Origin of the sequence: Bacillus cereus group sp. BfR-BA-01453 (genome assembly GCF_022662915.1) — a bacterium.
GTDB classification, from domain to species: Bacteria; Bacillota; Bacilli; order Bacillales; family Bacillaceae_G; genus Bacillus_A; species Bacillus_A paranthracis.
Genome location: NZ_JAKUEN010000005.1, coordinates 1 through 24,556 on the forward strand (window position 1 = coordinate 1; position 24,556 = coordinate 24,556).

Sequence of the window (24,556 nt, forward strand, 5' to 3'; positions counted from 1 at the left end):
TTGGTTGTGGTGACTTAATTATATCAAAGATGGACGATTCTTTTTTATATTTTCTGTAAAGAAAGAGGTTGCCCAAAAGTAGCTATTCAGCTACTTTTGGGACAACCTCTTATTTTTTTGAAAGCGTTACGTGTTCTCGTATAAAAGATAATAATATTATGAGTCAAGTTGGCGGAAATAACGATTTGATTTTCGATCCTGATTTCCGTTTCTATAGTTATCAATATATTGTCTGAAGTTCCACGATTGTAAAAACTTATTTGCGGCGTTATAACCAGAATTGTATAGCCACTCTTTTTCTTCCATTGTTAACTCAAAGTTTGTACTAGTAATGGACCCTGTTGGGATTGTAATTGTTCTTGCTTTTGATTCCTTGTCTAAATGACGTAAATCATGGGCTTGCATCATTGTTTTAAAAAGTCCTTTGAACATGGAGATAGGCTCGTTGTAGTGGGCTGGGTCAGCTTGAATCTCATCTTTTACGAAATGAAACCCAAAAGTCGGCCAGCGGGGAGAAGTAGGAGAGTCGAAAATCCAAATTGGATAATTGCTTAAAATTCCTCCATCAACCATATAACAAGGTTGCTTCCATTTAGGGGTTCTCCATTTTACGGGCTCAAAGAAGAAGGGGATTGTACTACTCATTCTTACAGCTTTAGCAATAGAAAAGCGATAATTTAAAAATCCGTAGTTTGGTAAGTCATCGGGAAAGATAACCATTTTACCATTACTTATATCAGAAGCAATAATTTTAAGCTTATTTAAATCAGGTAAATCTGTAAATAAGTGAACTCCTTTTTTTCGCAGTAATTCTTCAATCCATTCTTCTATAAAAATATTAGAGTAAATACCAAGACTAGTCCATGCGCTTAATCCTTTGCCGATAAATGGAATTCTGTCAATAAAGGTTTTCTTCGTAAATTTATTATAATCAATGTCAGTTATAATCGTTTTTAACTCTGAGCAAGAATATCCTGCTGCTAGGAGCGCGGCGATAATGGAACCAGCTGATGTTCCAGCTACACGCTCCCATTCATAGCCTTTTTCAGCTAACGCGCAAATTGCCCCTACATGCGCAATTCCGCGTACACCGCCTCCTTCAAAAACACCATCAATCTTCATCCATCATACTTCCTTTCGCATAAAGTATTTGAAAATGGCAAAAAAGCACGTATTGTACGTGCTTTTTTACAATAGTTTTTAAATTTACTAGCAGCCTACAAAGCCGCCCCAACAGCTAGCTCCAATGATGATTAGAAGGATAAATAAAACGATTAATAAAGCGAAGCCTCCATAACCACATCCACCACAACTACCGCCGTAACCGTAACCGCCGCAACTATATCCGTAACCCATGTGGAATTCCTCCTTAAATTAAAAATAAAAATGAACGAGGGGAAAATGTACTGGAAGAAATAATGAACTATCGTGTTTGTAGGAACAATGTATACTATGCTTTTTTAAACTTGTTCGCGTATGAAGGAAGAGCCCGTTTTTTTGGAGGCTTGTTGTTTTTATAAAGAATGGAGTATAATTTTTGTGCGATGATACAAATAAGTATGTAAATATAAGGAGAATGTATGAATAAACAAATTGAAGTATTAATTGATAAATATGGGCTGACGCATTTAAAAGAGGAACTTATGAATACTGTATTTCCTTGTATAAGAGTTGTGCCAAAGCAGGAGGACACAGTAGCGATAGGTAGTTCGAAAATGGGAGGGATTCCTGACTTACCAGCTACATTTGAATACCCAACGCATAAAGGAAATCCGTTACAGTTTATCGCTCAATTTAATTTAAAGGATTTACAAAATGTTGGTATGGATCATAATCTTCCTAAGACAGGGATGTTATATTTCTTTAGCGTTGAAAATTACTTTGAAGCAGATGTGAATCCAACCGAAGCGGGACGTGTACTTTATTATGATGTTCCTGTTGAGCAATTACGGAGAGCGGATGAATTGCAAACGAATTATAACCAGTGTACAACTACTTTTGAACTGACATATAAATTGCCAGAGCTTTTCATTGAAGATGAGAATGATTCAGATCGTTTCTTACAATTACTTGAAGAGCTAATCCCAGATAACTACGATAACCATCAAATATTTGGTGAGCCATTTTCTGTACAAGATGAGGTATTGTACGAAACTGGACAGTATATGGAAATAGACCCGCAGCAAATGACGCTTTTATTCCAAATTGACTCAGATACTAAAAATTGTAATATGATGTGGGGAGATTTAGGGATGCTTTATTTCTGCATTGGAAATGAAGACTTGAAAAATCGACGTTTTGAAAATGCATGTTGTGTATTACAAACTTGTTAATGAAGAAGGTTGTTCTTATAAAAAGAACAGCCTTTTTACAATGTTAAATATGCATAATCTCATATGACCTATACGAAAAAGTATTGTATACTCTGAAACTATACGATACTTTTTCGTATAGTTATAGAATGTAAGGAGTGACATGATGGGAAAGACAAGTAAGTATGTGACAGCTGCCGCACTTTGTTCAACGATAGTAATGGGGGGCTTACAGGCTTCATCTGTATCTTATGCTGCTACGAATTCAACTGTAGCGACATCACAATCAGATGCAAAGTTGTTAAATGATTTTAGAAAAGAATTAAAAAAACAGGTTGATAATCGAGAAGAAAATATTACAATCACATATAAAACAAAAGATGGAAATGCTAGAAATGTGATGGACCAATTGTACGGCGAGTTTAATAAAGTTGTAGATGCAGATGAGTATGTAAAATATAATGTAGCGTCTACTAGATATTCTATTAAAGGATTACCAGGAAACTATACGTTTACACTGCAAGTTAAGTACCGTGAATCAAAAGAGCAAACACAATATGTAAAATCTCAGGCGAAAGCGATTATAGGCTCGATTGTAAAACCAGGAATGGATGAACATGAGAAAGTAAAAGCTATTCATGATTACGTTGTAAAACATGTATCGTATGATACGTCTTATGGAGCATATACAGCATATGAAGCGTTAGCGAATCGTTCTGCCGTTTGCCAAGGATATACGTTATTAACATATGAATTACTAAAAGAAGCGGGCATCCAAAACCATATTGTAACAGGTACAGGAAATGGACAAGCTCACGCATGGAATTTAGTGAACATTGAAAACAAATGGTACCACCTTGATACTACATTCGATGATCCAGTGCCAGATAAAGCTGGACGTGTAACATATTCATATTTTAATATGTCTGACGAGCAGTTAAGTAAAGATCACGAATGGGATCGTAGCAAATATCCAGCGGCAACTACAAGTTATTTCAGTGAATTAACAAATAAAATAAAAGCTGGTAGCTCAAAAACTGTCGTATATGAGCAGATGTTAAAAGAAACAAATCTACAATACTTATCTGCAGAATACGGAGCAGAAAATTATAATGAATTTAAGAAAAAGTTACAGCAACAGTTTGCAGCTAAACCAGAAAAAGTAGAAGTGCGATATAAGCAGTCCATGGATGGGACGATGCAAGATATAAAGAAAGTATTAAATGAAATAAATTGGCCAAAAGGTGCAAAGCGTGTGTCTTATCAAGTAGCGCCTTATAGTGCATTGGCGGGTTATTCATTAGCTACAATTACGTTTACGTATTAAGCAATGGGAAAAAGCATCTGTAAAAGATGCTTTTTTTATTTATTGATTACTTTTTAATATTAAGAATTATGTGATAAAATAAAAGGATAAGGATGTGAATGTGGAATGAACTTGTTCGAAAGTAATATATTTACATTGATATATACTTGTTTAGTAATCGGACTTGTCGTTTTATTTTTCCTATCATTTACTTTGTTTATAAGAAGAGTATTGCAAAGCAGTGCTGCAAAAAAACAACAAGTGATGCATATGAATCAGAAGCTAGATCGAATTATTGAATTGCTTGAAAAAGATAAGGAATAGCGATAAAAGAAGTATGAAAAGGGGAAAGAGAATGGCCAATTATATAAAAGAATTACGCGAAAAAGTAGGGCATGATTATGTTTTCTTAAACTTTGCCGGTGGTTTTGTATTTAATAAAGAAGGAGAAGTATTACTGCAAAAAAGAGGCGACTTTAACGCTTGGGGCTTTCCAGGGGGGGCCATGGAGATAGGAGAATCGGCTGCGGAAACTGCAATTCGAGAAATAAAAGAAGAAACCGGGTATGATGTAGAAATAAATGAACTTATTGGAGTGTATACAAAATATTTTCAATCATATCCAAATGGAGACAAGGCGCAGTCAATTGTGATGTGTTTTTCATGCTCAATAGTTGGAGGCGACAAAAAAGCAGATGGTGATGAAACGTTGGATTTGAAGTTTTTCCCGTTAGACGACATGCCACCGTTATTTTGTAAACAGCATGAAGATTGCCTGCAAGATTTATTGGAGAAAAGGGTAGGGGTATATCGTTAACATATAAAAAAGAAGCTAAATGAGATTAGCTTCTTTTTTATGTTTTATTTATTTCCACCAATCATCAAACATTGATGCTGGTACTTGTCTTTTATGCTCACTCACTGTGTAACGTTTTTCAATCTTTTCTGCAACGTCAGCTGGAACTGTTTTACCTTCTAAATAGTCATCAAGTTGATCATACGTAATACCTAACTCTGTTTCATCAGCTTGACCTGGCTTTTCATCTAATAAATCAGCTGTTGGCATTTTTAAGTAAAGTCGCTCGTCCGCACCTAATTCTTGCAATAGAGCGCGTCCTTGGCGTTTCGTTAATCCCGTTAATGGTAATAGGTCTGCACCACCATCTCCGAATTTTGTAAAGAATCCTGTTACAGCTTCTGCAGCGTGATCTGTTCCGATAACAAGGAGCCCTTTTTGTCCACCGATTGCATATTGTGTAACCATGCGGATACGTGCTTTTACGTTACCTTTATTGAAATCTGTTAACGATTCATCTAATAAGTTTTCGTATTGATTTGAGAAAGCATCAACAGTTGAAGCGATATCAAATGCAACAGATTGATCAGCTTGAATAAATTGTAATGCTAATTGCGCATCATCTTCATCTTTTTGCACTTTATAAGGAAGGCGCACGGCGATAAACGTTGCATTACCACCTTCATTACGAATTTCCTCCACTGCAAGCTGAGCTAAACGTCCCGCTAATGTAGAGTCTTGTCCGCCACTAATTCCAAGTACAAATCCTTTCGCACCTGTTTTTTTTACATAATCTTTTAAGAAATCAACACGTTTACGGATTTCTGCTTTCGGATCAATTACAGGCTGAACGTGTAATGCTTTCATAATCTGTTCTTGCAATGTCATTATGTTTTCCTCCTATTCATATTAAAGCGGTAAATAAGTTTATATGTATATTGGTACATACTTCTATCCTTTATTATTTCGCAAAATTAACGAATATACAATAGGATGTGTGTATGAATATGAATGTAGTCATTATAATGAAACTGCATCGTTTAAGCAATTTTTTTGAAACCTTTCAATAATGTAAGGTTTTTGTCATTTGAATCAATGGAAGGGATTTCCGTACTTTACTAATATAAGAACATAGTTAGTAGAAGGGCGGAGAAGTAATATGAATATTAGAGAACTCGCATATCGGAATGTGACGCGAAATAGACGAACATATTCAGCATATTTTTTAAGTAGTGCATTTGCTATTATGGCCTTTTTTGTTTATTCGTTTTTTGCGTTTCATCCAGCATTAAGTGCTGGAGAATTGGGACAATACGTGTTCGTAAGTATGTCGTTTGCACAGTCCATTATTTACTTATTTACATTTTTCTTTATTTTATATTCGATGGGAATGTTTTTAAAAACGAGAAAGCGTGAATTAGGAATTTTAATGATGTTAGGTATGACGAAATATCAATTAAAGCGTCTTATCTTCTTTGAAAATATTATGATTGGGATAGGGGCAATTATTTTTGGGATACTTGCTGGAATGCTATTTTCCGGAATATTACTATTTGTAGCTCCAATGATATTAAAGTTAGATATTTCCTTACCCTATTACATTCCAATGAAAGCCATTGTTGTAACGAGTATGATGTTTTTCGTATTATTTATGATCATTTCATTGTTTAGTGCAGGAATGATTCGAAAAAATAAAATTATGAAATTGTTTAGAGGATCGGCAGAAGCGAAGCCGGAACCGAAAGCATCCATTATTTCTTCTATATTAGCAGTTATATTGCTTAGTGCCGGATATGCAGGAGCGCTTATGTCACACGGTGCAATGGTATTTATCATGATGATTCCTGTTACAACGGTAGTCATTATTGGTACGTATTTGCTGTACAAGCAGTTGAGTGTTTTTACTATTAGACTATGTAAAAAAAGTAAACGTTTTTATTGGACACAGACAAATATTATTACGTTGTCAGATTTAGCTTACCGTATGAGAGATAACGCAAGAATGTTCTTTATTGTAACGATAATTTCAACTGTAGCATTTTCAGCAATAGGTACATTAGTTGGGTTTACATCAATGACAAAGGCGATTATGGAGAGACCAATTGCGTTTCACTATCATTCTAAGCAAGGAAATAGTAATGAATCACAGCATTTGAAGATGATTGACGAAGGGTTAAAGAAACATAGTATAGCAGCTTCAAAAACTAATATTTCAACGAAGAAAACGGAGGAGCAGTCGTTAAGAAGCGCCACGTTTATAAAGGAATCAGACTATAAGGAATATGCGAAGTTAACAGGAGAACCCTTTCATGCGGTATCAAAAAAAGAAGTTTTATTTTTGGCAGTTGATATACCAGGACCACCGATGAAAGAAAGAAAAGAAATTACGTTGCCGCATTTGAATGAACCTTTAAAAGTGAAAAAAATTAATACGTCTTCATTAAGTAAAATAATAAGAGGTAACGTTTATGTAATCTCTAACAAGCAGTATGATGCATTACAAGATGGATTTAAAGAGGAAAAAAATTATGTATACAAAACAGAGGGAACGAAAGATGAAGTTGAGGTTGGGAAAGAACTAACGCATCAGATGAAACCTTATGAAGAACATGCAACGTTTAGTGCAGAAGAGTACGCACAAAACCAAAGTTTACAAATTGCAGGACCAATTCTATTTGTAGGTTTCTTTATCGGTATTGTATTTTTCGTATGTGCAGGAAGCTTCCTTTATTTCCGTTTGTTTTCTGACTTGGAGGATGATACTCGTTTGTTTGAAATGATTCGAAAAGTAGGCTTAACAAGTGGAGAATTATCGAAAGTAGTTACAATCAGGTTGGGACTTTTATTCTTCGTTCCAATAGGTGTTGCAACATTACATGGGGCAGTAGCGTTAACTGCACTCGGACAGATGTTTGAGTACTCACTATTTAAAGAAAATGCGATTGTATTAAGTATTTTCATAGTAATTCAAGTTGTATATTTTTTACTGATTCGATTTCGTTATTTAAAACAATTGAAAGAGAGATTACGTATTCGTTAAATGTGTTTTTTTAACTTGAGTACAAAATTTTCTAAAAAGAGGCAGGTATTACCAAAAAGTGATAAAATGGAAAAAGCGAGGTGAAAAAATTAATAAATAGTAAGGGAGGAAGTAATATGAAAGCAACAGGAGTTATTCGAAAAGTAGACGAATTAGGACGAATTGTAATTCCTAAAGAATTACGTGATGTATTGGGAATACAAATTAAATCACCGCTTGAAATTTTCGTAGAAGAAGACAAAGTCATTTTACAAAAATATCAACCTTACAATGCTTGTCAAATAACAGGTGATGTTTCAAATCAAAACATATCATTAGCAAATGGAAACATTACTGTTAGTATAGATGGAGCGAAATATTTAATAAAAGAAATAGAGAAGTTTTTAAACAAGAGTGGGGCTTAGTCTTAATTTATATTATTTTAAAAATTTCATATCATTCTTGAAAGACAATAAAAGGACCAATTTAGTGGTCCTTTTATTTTGGTTATTGGTTGTACCAATCGGATTTTTGATGTCTACAAATTACGAGATAAATAAAAGAGTAGTATAAATTTCGTAAGCCTTATTGAGAAATATTTTTAAGGAAGGAAAACGAAACAACTAAAACGAATGTTACATGTAAGCATTTTCAAAAGTGGTCTGAAATGAAAATAATATATTTTCAGGAGGGATTACGATGAACAGTAGTACAGCGAATAAACAAAAAGGTATACAATTGATTCCTTTTACAGTAGATAAGGTAGTTGAACAAGTAAATGAAATTCCACCAGGTGTACAACTCATTCATGCTCCACAAGTATGGGAGAAGAGTGCAAAAGGTAAAGATATTGTTGTTGCCGTATTAGATACAGGGTGTGATATGAATCATATAGATTTAAAGGATCGTATTATCGGCGGAAGAAATTTCACGAAAGATTACGAAGGAGATCCAAATATTTATCTTGATAATAACGGACATGGTACTCATGTAGCTGGGACAATTGCAGCGACTGAAAATGGAGTTGGTGTTTTAGGAGTGGCACCACTTGCTAAAATGTTAGTGTTAAAGGTTTTAGCAGGAGATGGTTCTGGAAGTTATGAGCAAATTATTGAGGCGATTCATTATGCTGTAAATTGGAGAGGGCCTAATAAAGAAAGAGTTAGAGTCATTTCCATGTCACTTGGTGGCCCGCAAGATGTTCCAGAATTACATGAAGCAATTCAAAATGCGGTAAAGCAAGATGTTCTCGTCGTATGTGCTGCTGGGAATAATGGAGATTGTAATGATAATACGGAGGAACTAGATTTCCCAGGTGCATACTCAGAAGTAATTGAAGTCGGTGCCGTCAATTTAGAGCGGAAAATCGCATGTTTTAGTAATTCAAATCAAGAAATTGATTTAGTGGCACCAGGCGATGAAATATTATCTACGTATCCTGAAGGGAAATATGCGGTATTAAGTGGAACTTCTATGGCCACACCGCATGTCGCTGGAGCGCTGGCATTGCTCATAAAGCAGTGTGAAAGGGAATATGGTAGAAAGTTATCAGAACCAGAAATATATGCACAACTTATTAAAAGAACTGTACCTTTAGGATATGAACGTACATCTGAAGGGAATGGATTAATAGATTTATTGAAAGAATAACAATTACTAAAAACCATCTCATATTTTTATGAGATGGTTTTTAGTGTGGTTTTGTTGCATGTAACGGAGACTCTAGTATTGAATTCTTTTTCGCGAAATGTATATTAGGCTGGTGGTTATCTCGTACGTCTGTCCATAAAATGATAAAAGGTACATAGAACTTGCATCGTAACAACCTAAAACGCTATGAGACTAGAGGAGGTAAATGATGATGATATATCAAGCTATCCAGCAGTTAATTGATCGAGCTATTGAAATTCAATTAATTGACCAAGAAGATGAAATATATACAAGGAATAAAATTCTTTCTTTACTTCGTTTAGGTGATTTTGTAGTGGAAGCGTCAGCGCCCACATCTACAAAGAAAGCAATTTCGGAGTTATTGGAAGAGTTGATTGAATATGCTTGTATGCATAAAGTCATTGAATCAGTAATGGACGAGAGGGAGATTTTAGCAAGTGCAATTATGGATATTTTTATGTCCAAACCGTCCATTATCAATGCTCTTTTTTATGAAAAATACGAACAAAATCCGAGGGCTGCGACAAATTACTTTTATGAATTAAGTAAAAACAGCAACTATATACAAATAAAGCAAATTGCCAAAAATATAAATTATAAAGTAAATACGGAATATGGTGCCATTGATATAACAATTAATTTATCAAAACCGGAAAAAGACCCGAAACAAATTGCTAGAGAGAGAGTATCGGAAAGTACAAATTATCCAAAATGTTTACTCTGTATTGAGAATGAAGGATATAGAGGCAGAACTGGACATCCAGCACGCTCGAATCATCGTATGATTCGTATGAATCTTACAGATGAAAGCTGGTTTCTACAGTATTCTCCGTATATTTACTTCAATGAACACTGCATTGTATTGTCTTCAGAACACCGTGATATGAAAATCGACCGTCAAACATTTTTACGTTTGTTAAAATTTGTAGAAAAATTCCCACATTATTTCCTTGGGTCCAATGCAGATTTGCCAATTGTAGGAGGATCTATTCTAACACATGATCACTATCAAGGTGGAAACTATGAATTTGCTATGGCAAATGCATCGAACGACATAATTTTTGAACTAACTAACTTTCCAAAAATGCAATGTTCGATTATTAAATGGCCTATGTCAGTTATTCGCTTAAGAAGTAACGACATAGAACAAATAGTAAATGCAGGGGAGTACATATTAGAGAGTTGGAAGGGATATAGTGATCCTTCTGTTAATTTATTTGCATTTACGAATGATGTTCCGCATAATACGATTACTCCTATTGCTCGTTACCGGAATAATATGTACGAATTGGATCTAGTTTTACGGAACAATTATACAAGTGAGGAACATCCATTGGGCATTTTCCACCCTCATGCGGAAATACAACATATAAAAAAAGAAAATATCGGTCTAATTGAAGTAATGGGGTTAGCTGTACTACCTGCGCGTTTAAAAACAGAACTTCAGGAAGTGGAAAAATTTTTACTTAACATTCCAAGTGATATTCCAACGCCTCATATACGATGGGCAGAACAATTAAAAATCAAATATGACAATCGGATATATGAACAAAATGTACAGGAGATTATAAGAGAAGAAGTGGGCAGAAAATTTATACAGGCGCTTGAAGATGCTGGTGTTTTTAAACGAGATGAAGAAGGGATATCAGCGTTCAAACGTTTTATTCAAATTTTAATTTAGGAAGGGACTTGGTAGTTATAGTGAAGAACAAAATACTCAATGAATAAAACCTCACAGTATTAAAAGAATAGAAAAACTAAACAACATCTCATATTCCTATGAGATGTTGTTTAGTATGGTTCTGTCGCATGTATTATGACATCTAATAAACCGGGGAATCTAGCATTTAAGTCATCTTCACGAATTGAAATGAAACGTTGAGTTCCTTCAAGGCGTGTATACATAACACCGGATTCACGTAAAACTTTGAAATGGTGTGATAAAGTTGATTTCGCGATTGGAATGTTTAACGCGCCACAAGATTGTTCGTTTTTTTCTAGTAGCATCGTTACAATTTGTAAACGAATTTGATCGCTAAGTGCATATAGAACAGAAGAGAATTGAATTTCTTCTCGATTTGGATGATAGAGAGTACGCATTTTTTCACCTGCTTGTATAAGTTAATATATTTGCACTATAACATATAAAGTGGTATATTTCTATTGTTCGAATATATTCGAACAATAGAAATATAGGGGGAGAAAAAATGAAGTATACAAAATTGCAAAAGGCAGGACTACATATTTCAAAATTGGGGTTAGGAACAAACGCTGTAGGGGGACATAATTTATATGCTGATGTGAATGAGGAAGAAGGAAAACGATTAATAGAAGAAGCTATGGGGCAAGGGATTACATTTTTTGATTCAGCAGATTCATACGGTTTCGGTAGATCAGAGGAATTGGTGGGAGAAGTATTGAAAGGAAAACGCCATGAAGTTGTACTTGCTACCAAAGGTGGAATACAACCGTTATTAAATGGAGAGGTTTATATGAATAATGAACCGAGCTATTTAAGAAATGCTGTAGAAAATAGCTTAAGAAGACTACAAACTGATTATATTGATTTATATTATTTACATTTTACAAACCCAGAAACAAGTTACATAGATTCAATTGGAGAACTTACTCGCCTAAAAGAAGAAGGGAAAATTCGTTCAATTGGAATATCTAACGTAAACGTAGAGCAATTAAAAGAAGCGAATCAGCATGGGCACATAGATGTTGTACAATCGCCGTATAATATGTTAGATCGTACTGCTGGGCAAGAACTTTTGCCATATTGTATAGAATCAGGTATTTCATTTATTCCTTACGGGCCTCTTGCTTTTGGGATACTAGGTGGTAAATATACAGAAGATTTCAAATTGAATAAAGGAGATTGGCGTCAAAGTGTAAATCTATTTGAAGAGAATACATATAAGAGCAACTTTAAGAAAGTTGAAAAGTTAAAAGACATAGCTAAAGAAAAGGATCTCGAATTATCGCATTTAGCTTTAGCATGGTTATTAAACCAAAAAGGAATTGATACTGTTATTCCTGGTGGGAAACGAGCGGAGCAAATAAGAGAAAGTGTAAGAGCGGTGGAAGTTTCAATGAATGAAGATGTCATGAAAGAGATTGAATCTATTTTAGAAGATTAGTTGAAAGGAGAAGATTTAAATGAAAAGAGTACTAGCTGTATTCTTTACAATCATGTTTATGATCGGTACAGATACTTTCTTAATTTCACCACTGTTACCCACATTACAACAGGTGTATCATATTTCAACTGAGTTGTCAGGGTGGATGGTGAGTTCATATGCTTTAGGATATGCTGCATTTGCACTTATCGCTGGTCCTATATCAGATAGTTTAAACAGAAAAAAAGTGATGGTAATAGGAATGAGTTTTTTTGCGTTAAGTACGTTTTTATGTGGAATTGCACCGAGTTTTCGATGGATGCTAGCATTTAGATTTTTAGCAGGTGTAAGTGCAGCCTTTGTATCTCCACAAGTGTGGGCATCTATTCCGCTGCTTATAGAGAAGGAACAAATTGTAAAGGCAATTGGGATTGCAACAGCAGGATTGTCACTCTCTCAAATTTTAGGACTGCCAGTTGGATCATATTTAGCAATGATACACTATACAACACCATTCTTTATCATTGGTATATTATCAGCGCTACTTGTTATTGTTATTTATGGAGTATTACCAGAAATACAACCGGTTCATATAAGAGAAAAGAAAACAAATATCTTAAAGCGCTATAAACAATTACTTTCAGATTCTAAGGTTTCACTTTCTTATTTTGCATATTTTGTTTTTCAAACTGGTAATTTTGCTGCATTTTCATTCTTCGGTGTGTGGCTGTCTATTCAATTTGGCTTGCAAATTCATGAAATAGGAACAGCTATGCTCGTATTAGGATTAGGAAATTTAACTGGTAATATTTTTGGGCCTAGAATCGTAAATAAAATTGGTTATAACCTTTCATTCTATGGTGGAATTATATTTACAGCAGTTCTATATACATTACTTCCTCATGTAAACAACATTATAATTGTGGAGTTTTTATTCTTTGTTTTGTTTTTTGTGACAGGAATTTTGTTTGTATTAATGATGAGGCACTTACAAAACATATCTATCGTAGCAAGAGGAACAGGAGCGGCTCTAGCGAATGCTTCTATGTATATGGGTCAAATGATTGGAGCGGCAATGGCAGGAATGCTATTTGCAGCGTCTCACAATTTTATATTTGTAGGTAGTTTTACTGCGTTATTATATATTTTAGCTTTATTTCTGTTTAGAAAAAGTGAAAGACTAACTGAGAATCGTGAAACAGGAATTGCGTCATAAAGTCTTTACAAATAAAAAAAGCCCAAAAATAAAAATCCCTATAGAGATAGGGATTAATATATCGGCATATAGCTCCTTGGAAAAGGATATACTGAGTATAACATATAGGACTACTTATAATTGTGAAATAGATGTGAAAGTAATGTGAAAAATAACATAATAAAAAGCACTGTTTTAGCTAATGAACTAAAACAGTGCTTTTCTCTTTGATTGAACAGTTGCTGCATTTTCATCATGTATGCCTGCATCTTTAATAATTCGTTGTTTTGCTTTATTTAATAGATGGTTTACTGCTTCTCCAAAATAGTTAGCTTCGCTTTTTGTGCGGGCTTCTCGTAAACATTTATAGTTTTCTAGCAGTTCCTCTTTTTCAGTGTCTGTTAAGAAATCTTCTATTTTCTTTTTTGTCATACGAAACACCCTTTCTTCTGACAAACGACGCAATAGAAAATATTTATTGTTTATTATAGCAATAATTTTAAAAAAAAGTATAGACTAACGTCGCAATAATTTGTCAATTTCTTGAATCTTCTCATCAGCTTTCCCAATTTGTGTGTTTTTAGCCTGCTCACCACCAAGCGCTTGATGTAGTAAGAAAGTCTGACCAGAAATAGCAGTCACAATGGATACTTTAATAATTTCTTTTATTAAGGTGACATCGAATAAAACGAGTCCAAGAAGTGCAGCTAGACTGCCAGTGAAAATATCAGTCAAAAACCCAAAGTGAAAAAAAGTTTTCAAACGGCGTGGAAGCAATAACTTACCTTGGTTATTGATTAGATGGGAAACGAAACCGGTAATGCCACCAACGAGAACAGCAGTTAGCCATTGATACATTTCCATCGAATCCACTCCTTTTAGTGAATAAGATTCGATTATTTTATATCGATTCCTTTTAATATTTCATAGAAACATATTGAGAAAGTTTGTTTGGGGGTATTACGTATTCAATTTAGTTATAACAGAAAAATCTGATATATTTCAGTCTATTATATGAAGCTGTTATTCCTTAATATGAATACAGAAAGGGGTGCGTGATATGAATATAGATTACCGAATAAGAAGTGTGGATGGTTATACAAAAAATATAGGGGAATTAGTAAGCATGCTGGAGCATACAAGGGCTGTAACATTCCTGAAAATAAGAGATCTATCGGTTGAGCAATTAGATTTAATGATACCGAGTGGAGGGAATTCCATTGGAGCGTTACTAAAGCATATAGCAGCTATTGAAAAGCACATCAGCTTATTTCATTTCAAGAGCGTGACTTTACAAAGGAAGAATTAGAAATATGGAAAGACGCACTCTATTTAGGAGAATCGAGGAAAACGATTCGTGGTCATGAAATAAAGTATTATGTACAGCTTCTACAAAGTGTTCGAGAAGAATCACTGAAGTATTTGAGTGAACAAGGTGATGGATGGCTTATGTCAGAAAGAAAGTGGCCTAATGGTGTAGCGGCATAACCAGTACTATTTGTAGTTTCACGTGCTAGAAGATGAGATTAGTCACCGTGGGCAAATTAGAATGATGAAAAATAAATTATTTGAAAATTACGTTAAATAAGGTAGCTTTTTAAATAAATATTCCATATAATGAGAGTAATTAAAATGAGAACGGGGTGATGTATTATGGCGAAAATAACTTATATGAATCATAAACCAAATACAAAGGTGGATGGAAAGGGCGATACTATATAAGTGAGCGCACGATCCTTCCACTTAGCTTACATTAGGGAGGATATCAATTTGAATCAAAATATTTTAGAATCGTTCGGCTGGGATTCTTTCTTTGAGGAACAAGCTGTAGAGAACTTTGAGGTAGGGCGTATTTTACTTGAGCATAAGCATATATATCGAATTATTTGTAATGATGGTGAATATATGGCAGAACTGTCTGGAAAGTTTCGGCATGAAGCAGTAATGAAGGGAGATTATCCAGCAGTTGGTGATTGGGTGTATATAAAGAAAATAGAGAATGAAAAGAAAGCAATTATTCATCGTATTTTTCCAAGAAGAAGCTCTTTTTCTAGACAAGAGGCTGGTAATCGAACGGAAGAACAAGTAATAGCGGCAAATGTAGATTATCTATTTTTAGTGAATGCACTTAATCATGATTTTAATGTAAGAAGAATGGAACGTTATTTACTATTAGCGTATGAAAGCGGTGCAATGCCTGTAATTGTTTTAACAAAGAGTAGCTTATGTGAGGACATAGAGCAGAAAATTGTTGAAACGGAAGCTGTGGCAATTGGTGTTCCAATCTTCGTCGTTGATAGTGTAGAGCATACCGGTATTGAATCGTTGCAGCAATTCGTTACTTCAGGAAAAACAATTGCTTTAGTCGGGTCATCAGGGGTTGGAAAATCCACTTTGTTAAATGCACTTATAGGAATTGAAGTAGCAAAAACGGGTGATATTCGTGAGGAAGATAGTAAAGGAAGGCATACGACAACTCATCGTGAATTGTTCCGATTACCGAGTGGTAGTTTAGTTATTGATACTCCTGGTATGAGGGAGTTGCAGCTTTGGGAAGGAAGCGATGCAATTCAAACGACATTTTCTGATATTGAAGAACTAGCAAAAACGTGCCGTTTTAGGGATTGCAAGCATGAAAATGAGCCAGGGTGCGCAGTGCATAATGCAATTGATAACGGAATGATTACGATAAATCGTTTGCAAAGCTATAAAAAATTACAAAGAGAACTGGCGTATTTTATGAGAAAACAAGATACTATTCTTGCAAGAGCAGAGCGTGACAAGTGGAAGAAGATTTCCAAACAACATAAAAAAATGTAAGAAACCAAAGGAATATTCCTTTGGTTTTTTACATTTGTAAATTTTATAATAATATTATTCAAATATATAGACAAATAGAATTTATTTGTTTAAACTTTACAAAGTATTCATCATAATAGGTTATGAAAATAATAATTCGGGAATGGGAAATATTTGCAATTAACAAGATTTACCTTATAAAATTGAAAAGCAGGAGGTTTGTAATGGGTAGACTATTAAATTCGTTTCGTGATATGAAAGTAGCAAAAAAACTACTAATTTCATTTTTCATCATTTTAATTGCGGCTGTCTCTATTATCGGAGGCATGTCTTATCAAACAGCTAAAAAGAATTTTGAATCACAAATTACGAGTAGTGCTCACGACAATATAAAAATATTAGATAATTTAATTAATCAAATGATTGAGGCGAAATTTAATGATGTAAATAATTTTGCGCGAGTGATTCAAGGTAATATGTATCAAGGGGATAATCAGGATGAATTAAGAAAAATGCTATCTCAATATATCAATTTGAATAAAGATGTGGAACAAGTATATGTTGCGGGCAATGATAAAAAATTTGTACAAGAACCAAATATACAAATGGCAGCAGACTATGATCCAACAGAACGTTCTTGGTATAAAGATGCAGTGGCAAAACAAGGTGGTATTGTAATTACTGAGCCGTATAAGGCAAAAGGAAATGGACATATTGTCGTAACGATTGCAAAACAAGCAGAAGATAAAAACAGTGTTGTAGCGGTAGATTTAAGTTTAGATAATTTATTAAAAACAACGAAGTTAATTAATATTGGTAAAAAGGGATATGCTTTCATTTTAGATGGGAAACAAAAAATAATTGCACACCCTCAAGAAAAATCAGGAGAAAAAGCAGCCGATTCTTGGGCGAAGAAAATTTATGAAGATAATCATGGTGCTTTTTCTTATACGTATGACGGTAGCGAAAAACAAATGGTATTTGCTACAAATGTAAAAACAGGTTGGAAAATCAGTGGGACGATGTACTCAAATGAAGTAATTGAAGCTGCGCAGCCTGTATTTTATAATATGTTAATTGTTATGTTCATTTCATTAGTTATAGGCGGGGCACTTATTTATTTTGTGACGCTTTCTATAACGAAGCCATTAAAAAGATTAGTTGTCACTTCTAAAGAAATAAGTGAGGGAGATCTAACGCAAACAATTGATATTCATTCTAATGATGAAATCGGTCAACTTGCAAAAGGATTTAATGAGATGACAGATGCATTGCGAACATTAATCGGAAGAATTAATACTTCGGCTGGACATGTTGCAGCAGCATCAGAAGAGCTAACGGCAAGTGTAAGACAGGCGAGTGAAGCAACTGAGCAAATTACGATGGCAATGGACGAAATATCAAGCGGGGCAACAACGCAAACGACAAGTGTAGAAAATGGTGCAATGTTACTATTTGATGTAACAGAAGGCATTCAGCATGTAGCAAATAGTTCATCATCAATTAGTACGGCTTCTGCTCATACTCGTGAAAAAGCAGAGAATGGTGGAAAACTAGTCGGAAAAACAGTAAATCAAATGCAGTCAATTGCAGAATCTGTTTCACAATCAGATGAGGTTATTCAGTTATTAAATAATAAATCAAAGCAAATTGGTGACATATTAGAAGTAATTCAAAATATTGCAGATCAAACAAATCTTCTAGCTTTGAATGCGGCAATTGAAGCTGCAAGAGCGGGAGAACACGGAAGAGGATTTGCAATTGTTGCAGATGAAGTACGTAAATTGGCGGAGAAGTCTAGCGTATCTTCTAGTGAAATAAGTAAATTAATATGTGAAATACAAGATGACATGAGTAAGACGGTAAAGTCTATGGGTCATGTAAATGAAGAAGTTCAATCTGGACTTGTTATTGCAAATGAAACGAAGCAAAACTTTACTGAGATTTTACAATCTACAAACGAAATTGCCGATCAAATTAAAACGATGGTTGAAACGGCTAACGGGATGTCAAAAGGTGCAAATGAAGTGTCTATTTCGGTAGGACAAATTGCAATGACAGCGCAGAATAATGCGACGAGTACTCAAAACGTTGCAGCATCAGCAGAAGAACAATTAGCGTCCATTGAGGAAATTAGTTCTGCGGCGGGTACGTTATCTCAAATGGCTGAAGAATTACAAGGGTTAATTGAAAGATTTAAAGTATAATAAAGGACAGACTACCCCAAAATAGCAGTATGCGATTTTGGGGTAGTCTGATTTTACTATGTAACATGAAATGTGATAGAGAGTATGTTTATGATGTTTCAAGGTATATCATGTATAATATTTGTCGAAAAATAGAGGTATTTGTTAACTTTATGTATAATTATAATCATATAGAATGCAAATAAAGGAGATTATTAATATGGGAGTGTACTGGGGGACCAAAAGACATTCTTGGCTTAGTTATGTCTCATTTTGGTTAAGTATTTCGTTTTTCATTGTTTTTCTCATTGAAGTGTTTATTTTAAAAGCACTTTCAAATAGTTCGGTGCAAATTGTTAAATACTTTTATTTTATATTTGTACCAGTAAACATCTTTCTTAGTTTAAAGTTACTCTTTAAGAAGAATGAAAAGAAAGCATTACCTATTTTTAGTTTCATTGTATCATTAGTATTTACAATTTTAATACTAGTATTAGCATTAGCAGCTACTGGAAAGTTCTTTTAAGGAGAGTGATGTAAGTCACTCTCTTTTTTTGATGTGAGCAAATAATGATTGGGAATAGGTTTAAAATTTAAGGGGGATTAAGTAATAAAGTAAGCCACATAATAATGAAGACTGAATAAAGTGTTTTATATACTTATGAAGCAAATGAATACGGTAAAAACGGCGATATATGGTACAATACATATGGATATTGATAGAGATAAAGGGTATATAAAATACTCATCGTTTTTTAGTAAGAGAGGGGTTATCTTATGCTATACGAGGATTTGATGACATTGTTTCAAGCAGCTCCGAAAGAAGAAGGTAGAGGCGGCTGGAAATATATAATCCAGGAACGAAATGATAAATATGAAATTGTTAATGAAATGTTGAAAAATCAAATGAGTGTTGAATTGTATTTTAATGAATATGATGAGGTGAAAATCACTTTATATAAAGATGGAATGCCTATTTCGACGATGCAAAGAATTCCGATTTCAAAAGTTGAATTAGATGAAGAAGAAGAAGGGATTCAATTCGTTTTAGAACGTATGCCTAGTCGGATGATTCGGTTGCAATTAAAGCCGTATTTAGCACTCGAAATGGGGCCGTACTGGGAAGTGTGTGATGATTGTGAATGAACATATAAAAGAAGCATCCAATAACATGGATGCTTCTTTTATGTTTTTTGAAGTTGTTTAAAAGCAATAATCGGAAGTAAAACGATGCTGACCCACCCGATTATAGGATATAGAATGTGGAGTAATTCACTGTAACCAACGTAACTAAAGCAATAGCTTATTAGTAAAATGAAGAAAATAATATTGTTATTTTTCCAGCCAGTGATGGATTGCATTTGTTTTGTCATTCCGAACACATTGCCAACTAAAGTTGTGAATACTTCACCGAAAATGATAAGAACAAAGAAAAAGTGAAAAGTGGCATTGAATTTTCTTATGACTTCAGCCATTGGAATGTTATATTGATAAAATTGGTCGACTGATAAAATAGCTAAATGGCTACATAATAATATTAAAGAAAGTCCTGCCCCACCTAAAATACCGCCCCATAAAATGGCCTTTCGATCTTTTACTTCACTGGCTAACGGGACGAGGACGCTTTGGGCGAGAGAAAGATTTAAGGCGACATATGTAATAGGACTAGTTATCCACTTCATATTCCAGCTTTCTGCAGGAATAGTGTTACGAATAGGAGTTGTACCGTGAAAAAACGTTGTAATAGCAAGTCCGATAATGAAAATCATCATAATAGGTACGACAAGTGTATTAACTTCAAAAACCCCTTGTAATCCGCGACTACCTATAATGAGACAGGCGATTACTGTAATGAAAATACCGAGTTGTCTTGGTAAACGAAGTTGCTCTTCAAATACCGCTCCAGCGCCTGATAACATAACGCTCGTTACACCAAATAATACGAGTAATAATAGTGTATTTACAACATTTCCAAATACATCCCCAAATAAGTATTTGTTAAATTCTTGCGCTGAAAATGCACCGATTTGCGAGGAGAGTAACATCATTTTTGTGCCAAGCCAAATAAAAAAAAATCCACTTACACATATACCAATAGTTCCATAAAATCCGTTCACTGTAAAAAATTCAACAATTTCTCGTCCAGTAGCAAATCCAGCTCCAACGACTGTTCCAATATAAGTAGCAGCGACTTTCTTTGCTACTTGCCATTGTTGATTGTCCATGTTATCCCTCTTTCTACTACGATGAGCTTGATTTACTATTATGCATATGTATGAGCTTGGACAATTAGACGTATGAACTGTTAGAAAACATACATGAATGAAAAGATATTAGGGAAGTATTAAAGGTGTTAAAACTTTGTTACATATGAGCCAATCGTTCGAGAGGATAGGAAAAGTATGGTAATATGTAACTAGGTTCTTAAAAGACAAACATTATGAAATGATAAGAGGAGTGGATTGTATGAGTACGAAAACAAATGTTGTTGAAGTATTAAACAAGCAGGTAGCAAACTGGAATGTGTTATATGTGAAACTACATAATTATCATTGGTATGTGACAGGACCACACTTCTTTACATTACATGAGAAATTTGAAGAGTTTTACAATGAAGCTGGAACGTATATTGATGAATTAGCAGAACGTATTTTAGCATTGGAAGGTAAGCCGTTAGCGACAATGAAAGAATATTTGGCAACATCTAGTGTGAATGAAGGGACAAGCAAGGAATCTGCAGAAGAAATGGTGCAAACATTAGTGAATGATTACTCTGCATTGATTCAAGAATTAAAAGAAGGCATGGAAGTTGCTGGTGAAGCGGGCGATGAAACATCAGCGGACATGTTGTTAGCAATTCATACAACATTAGAACAACATGTATGGATGCTAAGTGCGTTCTTAAAATAAAGTGAAACTTTAATCAGTGGGGGGGCTTACTGCCCATTAAAGCGGGATAAATATAAGAATATAAAGAAAAAAGTCATTGAAAAATTCTTTCAATGACTTTTTTGTGATTTTTCAGTTTTCTTTTATGCTATAATATAGTAAAAAGGAGGCGATGCGATGTTTCGCTTTTTCAAAACTGGAAAAGAAGAGCGTGAAATTACGAAAGATGAATTGGAACAAGCGATGGCCAAGTTTCTAGAAAAGAATGCTAATATCGTTTATACAGTATTAGTAAATGATGATTATACAGTGAATTATGATTTGTTAAAGCCGTATTTACCTGCATTTCCAACAAACCATTTTCTTATTACGAAGGAAACGCTTGAGGTATTTGAACATACAGAAGAAAATCTAAACCTAGTTAAAGAAATTGATATTGTACAAAAGGCAGTAGATCAATATGTAACAGAAAAAGAAATGTTTCCAATTGTAGAAGGTAGTGAAGATCGCCTCATATGCGGAATGAAACTAGGACCTTACTTAGATCGTATATTAAAAAGAGACTTATATATTTCAGAAAAACATTATTTAGTTTCAAGTAAACCAGATAGAAAAAAACAAAAGAGTGGGTAGATGTAGTGAAAACAACAATAAATATATTGTTGTCTTTTTTTTGGGGTTATTAAATTATTGATTTTTCAGTTTATTAAACTTTTTACTAAACTTATTGGATAAAGAGGAGTAACGATTAAGTATCACGCCAAGAATAGAGTATTGTTAGCATGAGTTTTATACAAAGATTACAGAATGGTATAAAGGTTTGAAAAATAAATATTATAAAAGGTTACGGGGGATGGGTGCATGAAAAATAGTATGACTTACATTCAATTATTAAATGAAACGTTACATTGCTATGCAAGTAAAGGAAGTTTGGAAGCATATACTTATATAATGGAGCATGCTAAAGGTATAGTAGGGAATGAGGCTCAAATATATAATTTTAAATATGCATTAGCGAGTGCAGCAGGACTTGAAGAAGAAGCGTTGCATTTAATGAAGGAAGCTATTATAGAAAAGGGTTTTTGGTATGGAAATGAGTATTTAATTTCGGACGACGATTTAAAACCACTACATAAATTTGAAGAGTTTCATCAAATGGTTCAATTATGTAAAGAAAGAGAAGAGTTAGCAAAGAAAACAGAACGAGCAGATGTGAAATATATAGACAGTAAGAAAAAAGAAAAACTATTTATTGCAATGCATGGTGATCAAGAAAATATAGCAATAGTAGAACCATATTGGAAATCTGTTTTGGCACAAAATTATACGTTAGCTTTACCACAGTCTTCGAAAATCCAGTTTTCAGATGGGTTTGTATGGGATGATTTACATAGAGGGAAAGAAGAACTAAAAGAGCATTACGATAAGCTTATAGAGAACCGTACAGTAGAAAATGTAATAATTGGCGGTTTTTCTGCTGGAGCAAGAGTAGCTCTATATACAATTTTAAAAAAAGATATAGCTGTGGATGGGTTTATTTTTATGGCACCGTGGCTTCCAGAGGTTGAAGAATGGAATGAGTTGCTGGGAGTACTACAGGATAAACATATAAAGGGATATATAGTCTGCGGTGATCAAGATGAAGATTGTTTCGAATGCGCACAGCAATTTGTACAATTATTAAGAGATAAGAATATAGAACATAAGTATAAAATTATACCTAACTTAAATCATGATTATCCTATTCACTTTGAAGAGGTATTGAAAGAAGCTATTGAATATATAGGGAATGAAAACGATAAGTAGTAAGAAAAGGAGATGCATCATATGTGATGTATCTCCTTTTTAAAATTATAAATTAAAAGCATTTGCTAATAAGCGATAAGAATTTAATTTATCTTCAAATCGATGAGTAATTGTGACAATCATAAATTCTTCAGTATTATACGCTTTGCTTAAGTTTATAATTTTTTCTTTTACAGAAGACGGATCACCGACAATCATACGTTGACGATTTTCTTTTATACGGAATAAATCATACGCGCTGTATGAATAATTTTGAGCAGTTTCAATAGAAGGAGTACCAGTTGTACGCTTTCCTTGTTCTAGTAATAAGATTGATAAATCTAAACTAGAAGCAATTTTTTCCGCCTCTTCAGTTGTTTCACCGCAAATAACAAAAATAGCTACGATTGATTTTGGTTTATCTCCTAAATAGGAAGGTTGGAATTGTTTTTGATAGGCCTCCATTACCTCGGGTCCACCGTATCCGTTTATGAACTGTGCGAATGCAAAAGAAGCACCTTGTTGTGCAGCAATCTTTGCACTCTCTCCACTAGAGCCAAGCAACCACATGTCGGGAGATGTTGGAATCACAGGAGTAGCTTTTAAATTCGCATAATGATGGTTTTCTGGTACTTGATCATGTAAGTACATTGCAACATCTGCAATTTGTTCTGGATATTGATCAAGTGAGACCATTTTTCCTTCTTGAAGTGCGCGAGTTGCAATTGGCATACCGCCAGGTGCTCTGCCGACACCAAGGTCAATACGATTCGGATAAAGCGCTTCTAAAACACGGAAATTCTCAGCAACTTTATACGGGCTATAGTGAGGTAACATAACACCACCCGAACCAACTCTCATACGCTCCGTTTTTGCTGCAATATGAGAAATAAGTATTTCTGGACTTGAACCAGCAAGGCTTACAGAATTGTGATGCTCTGATACCCAAAAGCGTGTATATCCGAGTTTTTCAACTTCTTGCGCAAGCGTAACTGTATGTGAAAAAGCTTGGGTTGCTGTACTACCATCTGAAATAGGGGATTGGTCTAATACACTTAATTTGATCATAGAATATACCTCTCAATCTTAATGTACATCCTATTATATATTTACTTACGAAAAATGCGTAATAAAATGCTCAAAATAAAAAGTGGATAAATTACATATCCACTTTTAACGTGAAAATCCTCGTTCATAATGATTCATTTCGACTACATTTAAAATATATTCGTAGTTATCAATCTCAAGTTTTAGTTGTTCACGTTCTTTTTTAGATAGATGCATATTACTAAGTTGGTTGCATAGCTGTTGTTTCTTTTCTTCTAAATACTTTTTTGTAGCATTGTAGTCGTAAGTTGGTTTCATTTTCAACCACTCCTTATTTGCTGTTGCTATATTATACGAAGCGTAAAGAGATGTGAGAGCTATCTCTTATGTATTTTTAGTGAATATTCAACTTGCTCTGTTGTTATGTTT

At 34.2% G+C, this 24,556-nt stretch carries 26 protein-coding genes and 1 pseudogene; 18 read left to right on the forward strand and 9 right to left on the reverse strand.

Going from position 1 to position 24,556, the window contains the following annotated elements; all coding sequences use genetic code 11:
• Positions 1 to 156: 156 nt before the first annotated feature.
• A complete protein-coding gene (locus MR070_RS12265) occupies positions 157 to 1,122 on the reverse strand; it encodes a patatin-like phospholipase family protein (RefSeq protein WP_044790734.1) in 966 nt (321 codons plus the stop codon).
• An 87-nt stretch (positions 1,123 to 1,209) separates the two neighbouring features.
• On the reverse strand, positions 1,210 to 1,356 hold the full coding sequence (locus MR070_RS12270; protein WP_000540425.1) for a YjcZ family sporulation protein: 147 nt from the start codon (positions 1,354 to 1,356) through the stop codon (positions 1,210 to 1,212).
• Between the two features lie 224 nt (positions 1,357 to 1,580).
• On the opposite strand from MR070_RS12270, the gene MR070_RS12275 reads away from it, so the two are divergent.
• The 4 genes from MR070_RS12275 to MR070_RS12290 all read left to right on the forward strand — a co-directional run bounded on the left by MR070_RS12275 (position 1,581) and on the right by MR070_RS12290 (position 4,435).
• Positions 1,581 to 2,333, forward strand: coding sequence for a YwqG family protein (locus MR070_RS12275; RefSeq protein ID WP_242261410.1), 753 nt, complete (start codon positions 1,581 to 1,583; stop codon positions 2,331 to 2,333).
• A gap of 145 nt (positions 2,334 to 2,478) precedes the next feature.
• Positions 2,479 to 3,639, forward strand: coding sequence for a transglutaminase domain-containing protein (locus MR070_RS12280; RefSeq protein ID WP_000520870.1), 1,161 nt, complete (start codon positions 2,479 to 2,481; stop codon positions 3,637 to 3,639).
• 105 nt (positions 3,640 to 3,744) lie between these two features.
• Positions 3,745 to 3,942 (forward strand): DUF4083 domain-containing protein, encoded by a 198-nt coding sequence (locus MR070_RS12285; protein ID WP_097851946.1) that lies wholly within the window; start codon positions 3,745 to 3,747, stop codon positions 3,940 to 3,942.
• Positions 3,943 to 3,973: 31 nt separating this feature from the next.
• Entirely contained in the window at positions 3,974 to 4,435 is a 462-nt protein-coding gene (locus tag MR070_RS12290; RefSeq protein ID WP_000035004.1) for an NUDIX hydrolase, read from the forward strand.
• Positions 4,436 to 4,483: 48 nt separating this feature from the next.
• On the opposite strand, the gene nadE is transcribed toward MR070_RS12290, so the two are convergent.
• Positions 4,484 to 5,302 carry an ammonia-dependent NAD(+) synthetase gene (gene nadE / locus MR070_RS12295; protein WP_000174879.1) on the reverse strand — a complete coding sequence of 273 codons (819 nt, stop codon included), beginning with the start codon at positions 5,300 to 5,302 and terminating at the stop codon, positions 4,484 to 4,486.
• Positions 5,303 to 5,573: 271 nt separating this feature from the next.
• Between nadE and MR070_RS12300 the strand changes: the two genes are divergently transcribed.
• The 4 genes from MR070_RS12300 to galT all read left to right on the forward strand — a co-directional run bounded on the left by MR070_RS12300 (position 5,574) and on the right by galT (position 10,785).
• A complete protein-coding gene (locus tag MR070_RS12300) occupies positions 5,574 to 7,454 on the forward strand; it encodes an ABC transporter permease (protein ID WP_139895561.1) in 1,881 nt (626 codons plus the stop codon).
• Between the two features lie 116 nt (positions 7,455 to 7,570).
• Positions 7,571 to 7,858 carry an AbrB/MazE/SpoVT family DNA-binding domain-containing protein gene (locus MR070_RS12305; RefSeq protein ID WP_000648332.1) on the forward strand — a complete coding sequence of 96 codons (288 nt, stop codon included), beginning with the start codon at positions 7,571 to 7,573 and terminating at the stop codon, positions 7,856 to 7,858.
• A gap of 274 nt (positions 7,859 to 8,132) precedes the next feature.
• Positions 8,133 to 9,083, forward strand: a complete 951-nt coding sequence (locus MR070_RS12310; protein WP_001089035.1) for a serine protease — start codon at positions 8,133 to 8,135, stop codon at positions 9,081 to 9,083.
• A gap of 211 nt (positions 9,084 to 9,294) precedes the next feature.
• Entirely contained in the window at positions 9,295 to 10,785 is a 1,491-nt protein-coding gene (galT, locus tag MR070_RS12315) for a UDP-glucose--hexose-1-phosphate uridylyltransferase (protein WP_242261488.1), read from the forward strand.
• Positions 10,786 to 10,895: 110 nt separating this feature from the next.
• Here galT and MR070_RS12320 read toward each other — a convergent pair whose 3' ends face one another.
• The gene (locus tag MR070_RS12320; protein WP_001259915.1) at positions 10,896 to 11,204 is read right to left on the reverse strand and encodes an ArsR/SmtB family transcription factor; all 309 of its coding nucleotides are present in this window, start codon (positions 11,202 to 11,204) and stop codon (positions 10,896 to 10,898) included.
• Between the two features lie 107 nt (positions 11,205 to 11,311).
• Between MR070_RS12320 and MR070_RS12325 the strand changes: the two genes are divergently transcribed.
• The gene (locus MR070_RS12325; protein ID WP_000877942.1) at positions 11,312 to 12,247 is read left to right on the forward strand and encodes an aldo/keto reductase; all 936 of its coding nucleotides are present in this window, start codon (positions 11,312 to 11,314) and stop codon (positions 12,245 to 12,247) included.
• A 19-nt stretch (positions 12,248 to 12,266) separates the two neighbouring features.
• Entirely contained in the window at positions 12,267 to 13,442 is a 1,176-nt protein-coding gene (locus MR070_RS12330; protein WP_139895556.1) for an MFS transporter, read from the forward strand.
• 186 nt (positions 13,443 to 13,628) lie between these two features.
• Here MR070_RS12330 and MR070_RS12335 read toward each other — a convergent pair whose 3' ends face one another.
• Both MR070_RS12335 and MR070_RS12340 read right to left on the reverse strand, forming a co-directional pair.
• The gene (locus MR070_RS12335) at positions 13,629 to 13,853 is read right to left on the reverse strand and encodes a hypothetical protein (protein WP_000162601.1); all 225 of its coding nucleotides are present in this window, start codon (positions 13,851 to 13,853) and stop codon (positions 13,629 to 13,631) included.
• Between the two features lie 84 nt (positions 13,854 to 13,937).
• Positions 13,938 to 14,285: a DUF4257 domain-containing protein gene (locus MR070_RS12340; RefSeq protein ID WP_000426320.1), complete on the reverse strand. Its 348-nt coding sequence runs from the start codon at positions 14,283 to 14,285 to the stop codon at positions 13,938 to 13,940.
• A 196-nt stretch (positions 14,286 to 14,481) separates the two neighbouring features.
• On the opposite strand from MR070_RS12340, the pseudogene MR070_RS12345 reads away from it, so the two are divergent.
• The 5 genes and pseudogenes from MR070_RS12345 (at position 14,482) to MR070_RS12365 (ending at position 19,552) form a co-directional block, all read left to right on the forward strand.
• Positions 14,482 to 15,009: pseudogene (locus tag MR070_RS12345) on the forward strand (DinB family protein).
• A 182-nt stretch (positions 15,010 to 15,191) separates the two neighbouring features.
• Positions 15,192 to 16,241 (forward strand): ribosome small subunit-dependent GTPase A, encoded by a 1,050-nt coding sequence (rsgA, locus tag MR070_RS12350; RefSeq protein ID WP_001073048.1) that lies wholly within the window; start codon positions 15,192 to 15,194, stop codon positions 16,239 to 16,241.
• A 203-nt stretch (positions 16,242 to 16,444) separates the two neighbouring features.
• Positions 16,445 to 18,427 carry a HAMP domain-containing methyl-accepting chemotaxis protein gene (locus tag MR070_RS12355; RefSeq protein WP_242261411.1) on the forward strand — a complete coding sequence of 661 codons (1,983 nt, stop codon included), beginning with the start codon at positions 16,445 to 16,447 and terminating at the stop codon, positions 18,425 to 18,427.
• A gap of 199 nt (positions 18,428 to 18,626) precedes the next feature.
• Positions 18,627 to 18,932 carry a hypothetical protein gene (locus MR070_RS12360; protein ID WP_000539567.1) on the forward strand — a complete coding sequence of 102 codons (306 nt, stop codon included), beginning with the start codon at positions 18,627 to 18,629 and terminating at the stop codon, positions 18,930 to 18,932.
• Positions 18,933 to 19,183: 251 nt separating this feature from the next.
• Entirely contained in the window at positions 19,184 to 19,552 is a 369-nt protein-coding gene (locus MR070_RS12365; RefSeq protein ID WP_242261412.1) for a DUF3979 family protein, read from the forward strand.
• A gap of 38 nt (positions 19,553 to 19,590) precedes the next feature.
• On the opposite strand, the gene MR070_RS12370 is transcribed toward MR070_RS12365, so the two are convergent.
• Complete coding sequence (locus MR070_RS12370) at positions 19,591 to 20,631, reverse strand: YkvI family membrane protein (RefSeq protein ID WP_000370193.1); 1,041 nt, start codon at positions 20,629 to 20,631, stop codon at positions 19,591 to 19,593.
• A 241-nt stretch (positions 20,632 to 20,872) separates the two neighbouring features.
• Here MR070_RS12370 and MR070_RS12375 point away from each other — a divergent pair, with 241 nt between their 5' ends.
• The 3 genes from MR070_RS12375 to MR070_RS12385 all read left to right on the forward strand — a co-directional run bounded on the left by MR070_RS12375 (position 20,873) and on the right by MR070_RS12385 (position 23,101).
• The gene (locus tag MR070_RS12375; protein ID WP_000105198.1) at positions 20,873 to 21,316 is read left to right on the forward strand and encodes a Dps family protein; all 444 of its coding nucleotides are present in this window, start codon (positions 20,873 to 20,875) and stop codon (positions 21,314 to 21,316) included.
• A gap of 156 nt (positions 21,317 to 21,472) precedes the next feature.
• The gene (locus MR070_RS12380) at positions 21,473 to 21,928 is read left to right on the forward strand and encodes a DUF3939 domain-containing protein (protein WP_000488187.1); all 456 of its coding nucleotides are present in this window, start codon (positions 21,473 to 21,475) and stop codon (positions 21,926 to 21,928) included.
• 228 nt (positions 21,929 to 22,156) lie between these two features.
• Complete coding sequence (locus MR070_RS12385) at positions 22,157 to 23,101, forward strand: alpha/beta hydrolase (RefSeq protein WP_242261413.1); 945 nt, start codon at positions 22,157 to 22,159, stop codon at positions 23,099 to 23,101.
• Positions 23,102 to 23,146: 45 nt separating this feature from the next.
• Here MR070_RS12385 and MR070_RS12390 read toward each other — a convergent pair whose 3' ends face one another.
• Both MR070_RS12390 and MR070_RS12395 read right to left on the reverse strand, forming a co-directional pair.
• Entirely contained in the window at positions 23,147 to 24,148 is a 1,002-nt protein-coding gene (locus MR070_RS12390; RefSeq protein ID WP_197225505.1) for an LLM class flavin-dependent oxidoreductase, read from the reverse strand.
• A 105-nt stretch (positions 24,149 to 24,253) separates the two neighbouring features.
• Entirely contained in the window at positions 24,254 to 24,445 is a 192-nt protein-coding gene (locus MR070_RS12395) for a DUF3896 domain-containing protein (RefSeq protein ID WP_000805519.1), read from the reverse strand.
• Positions 24,446 to 24,556 lie beyond the last annotated feature (111 nt).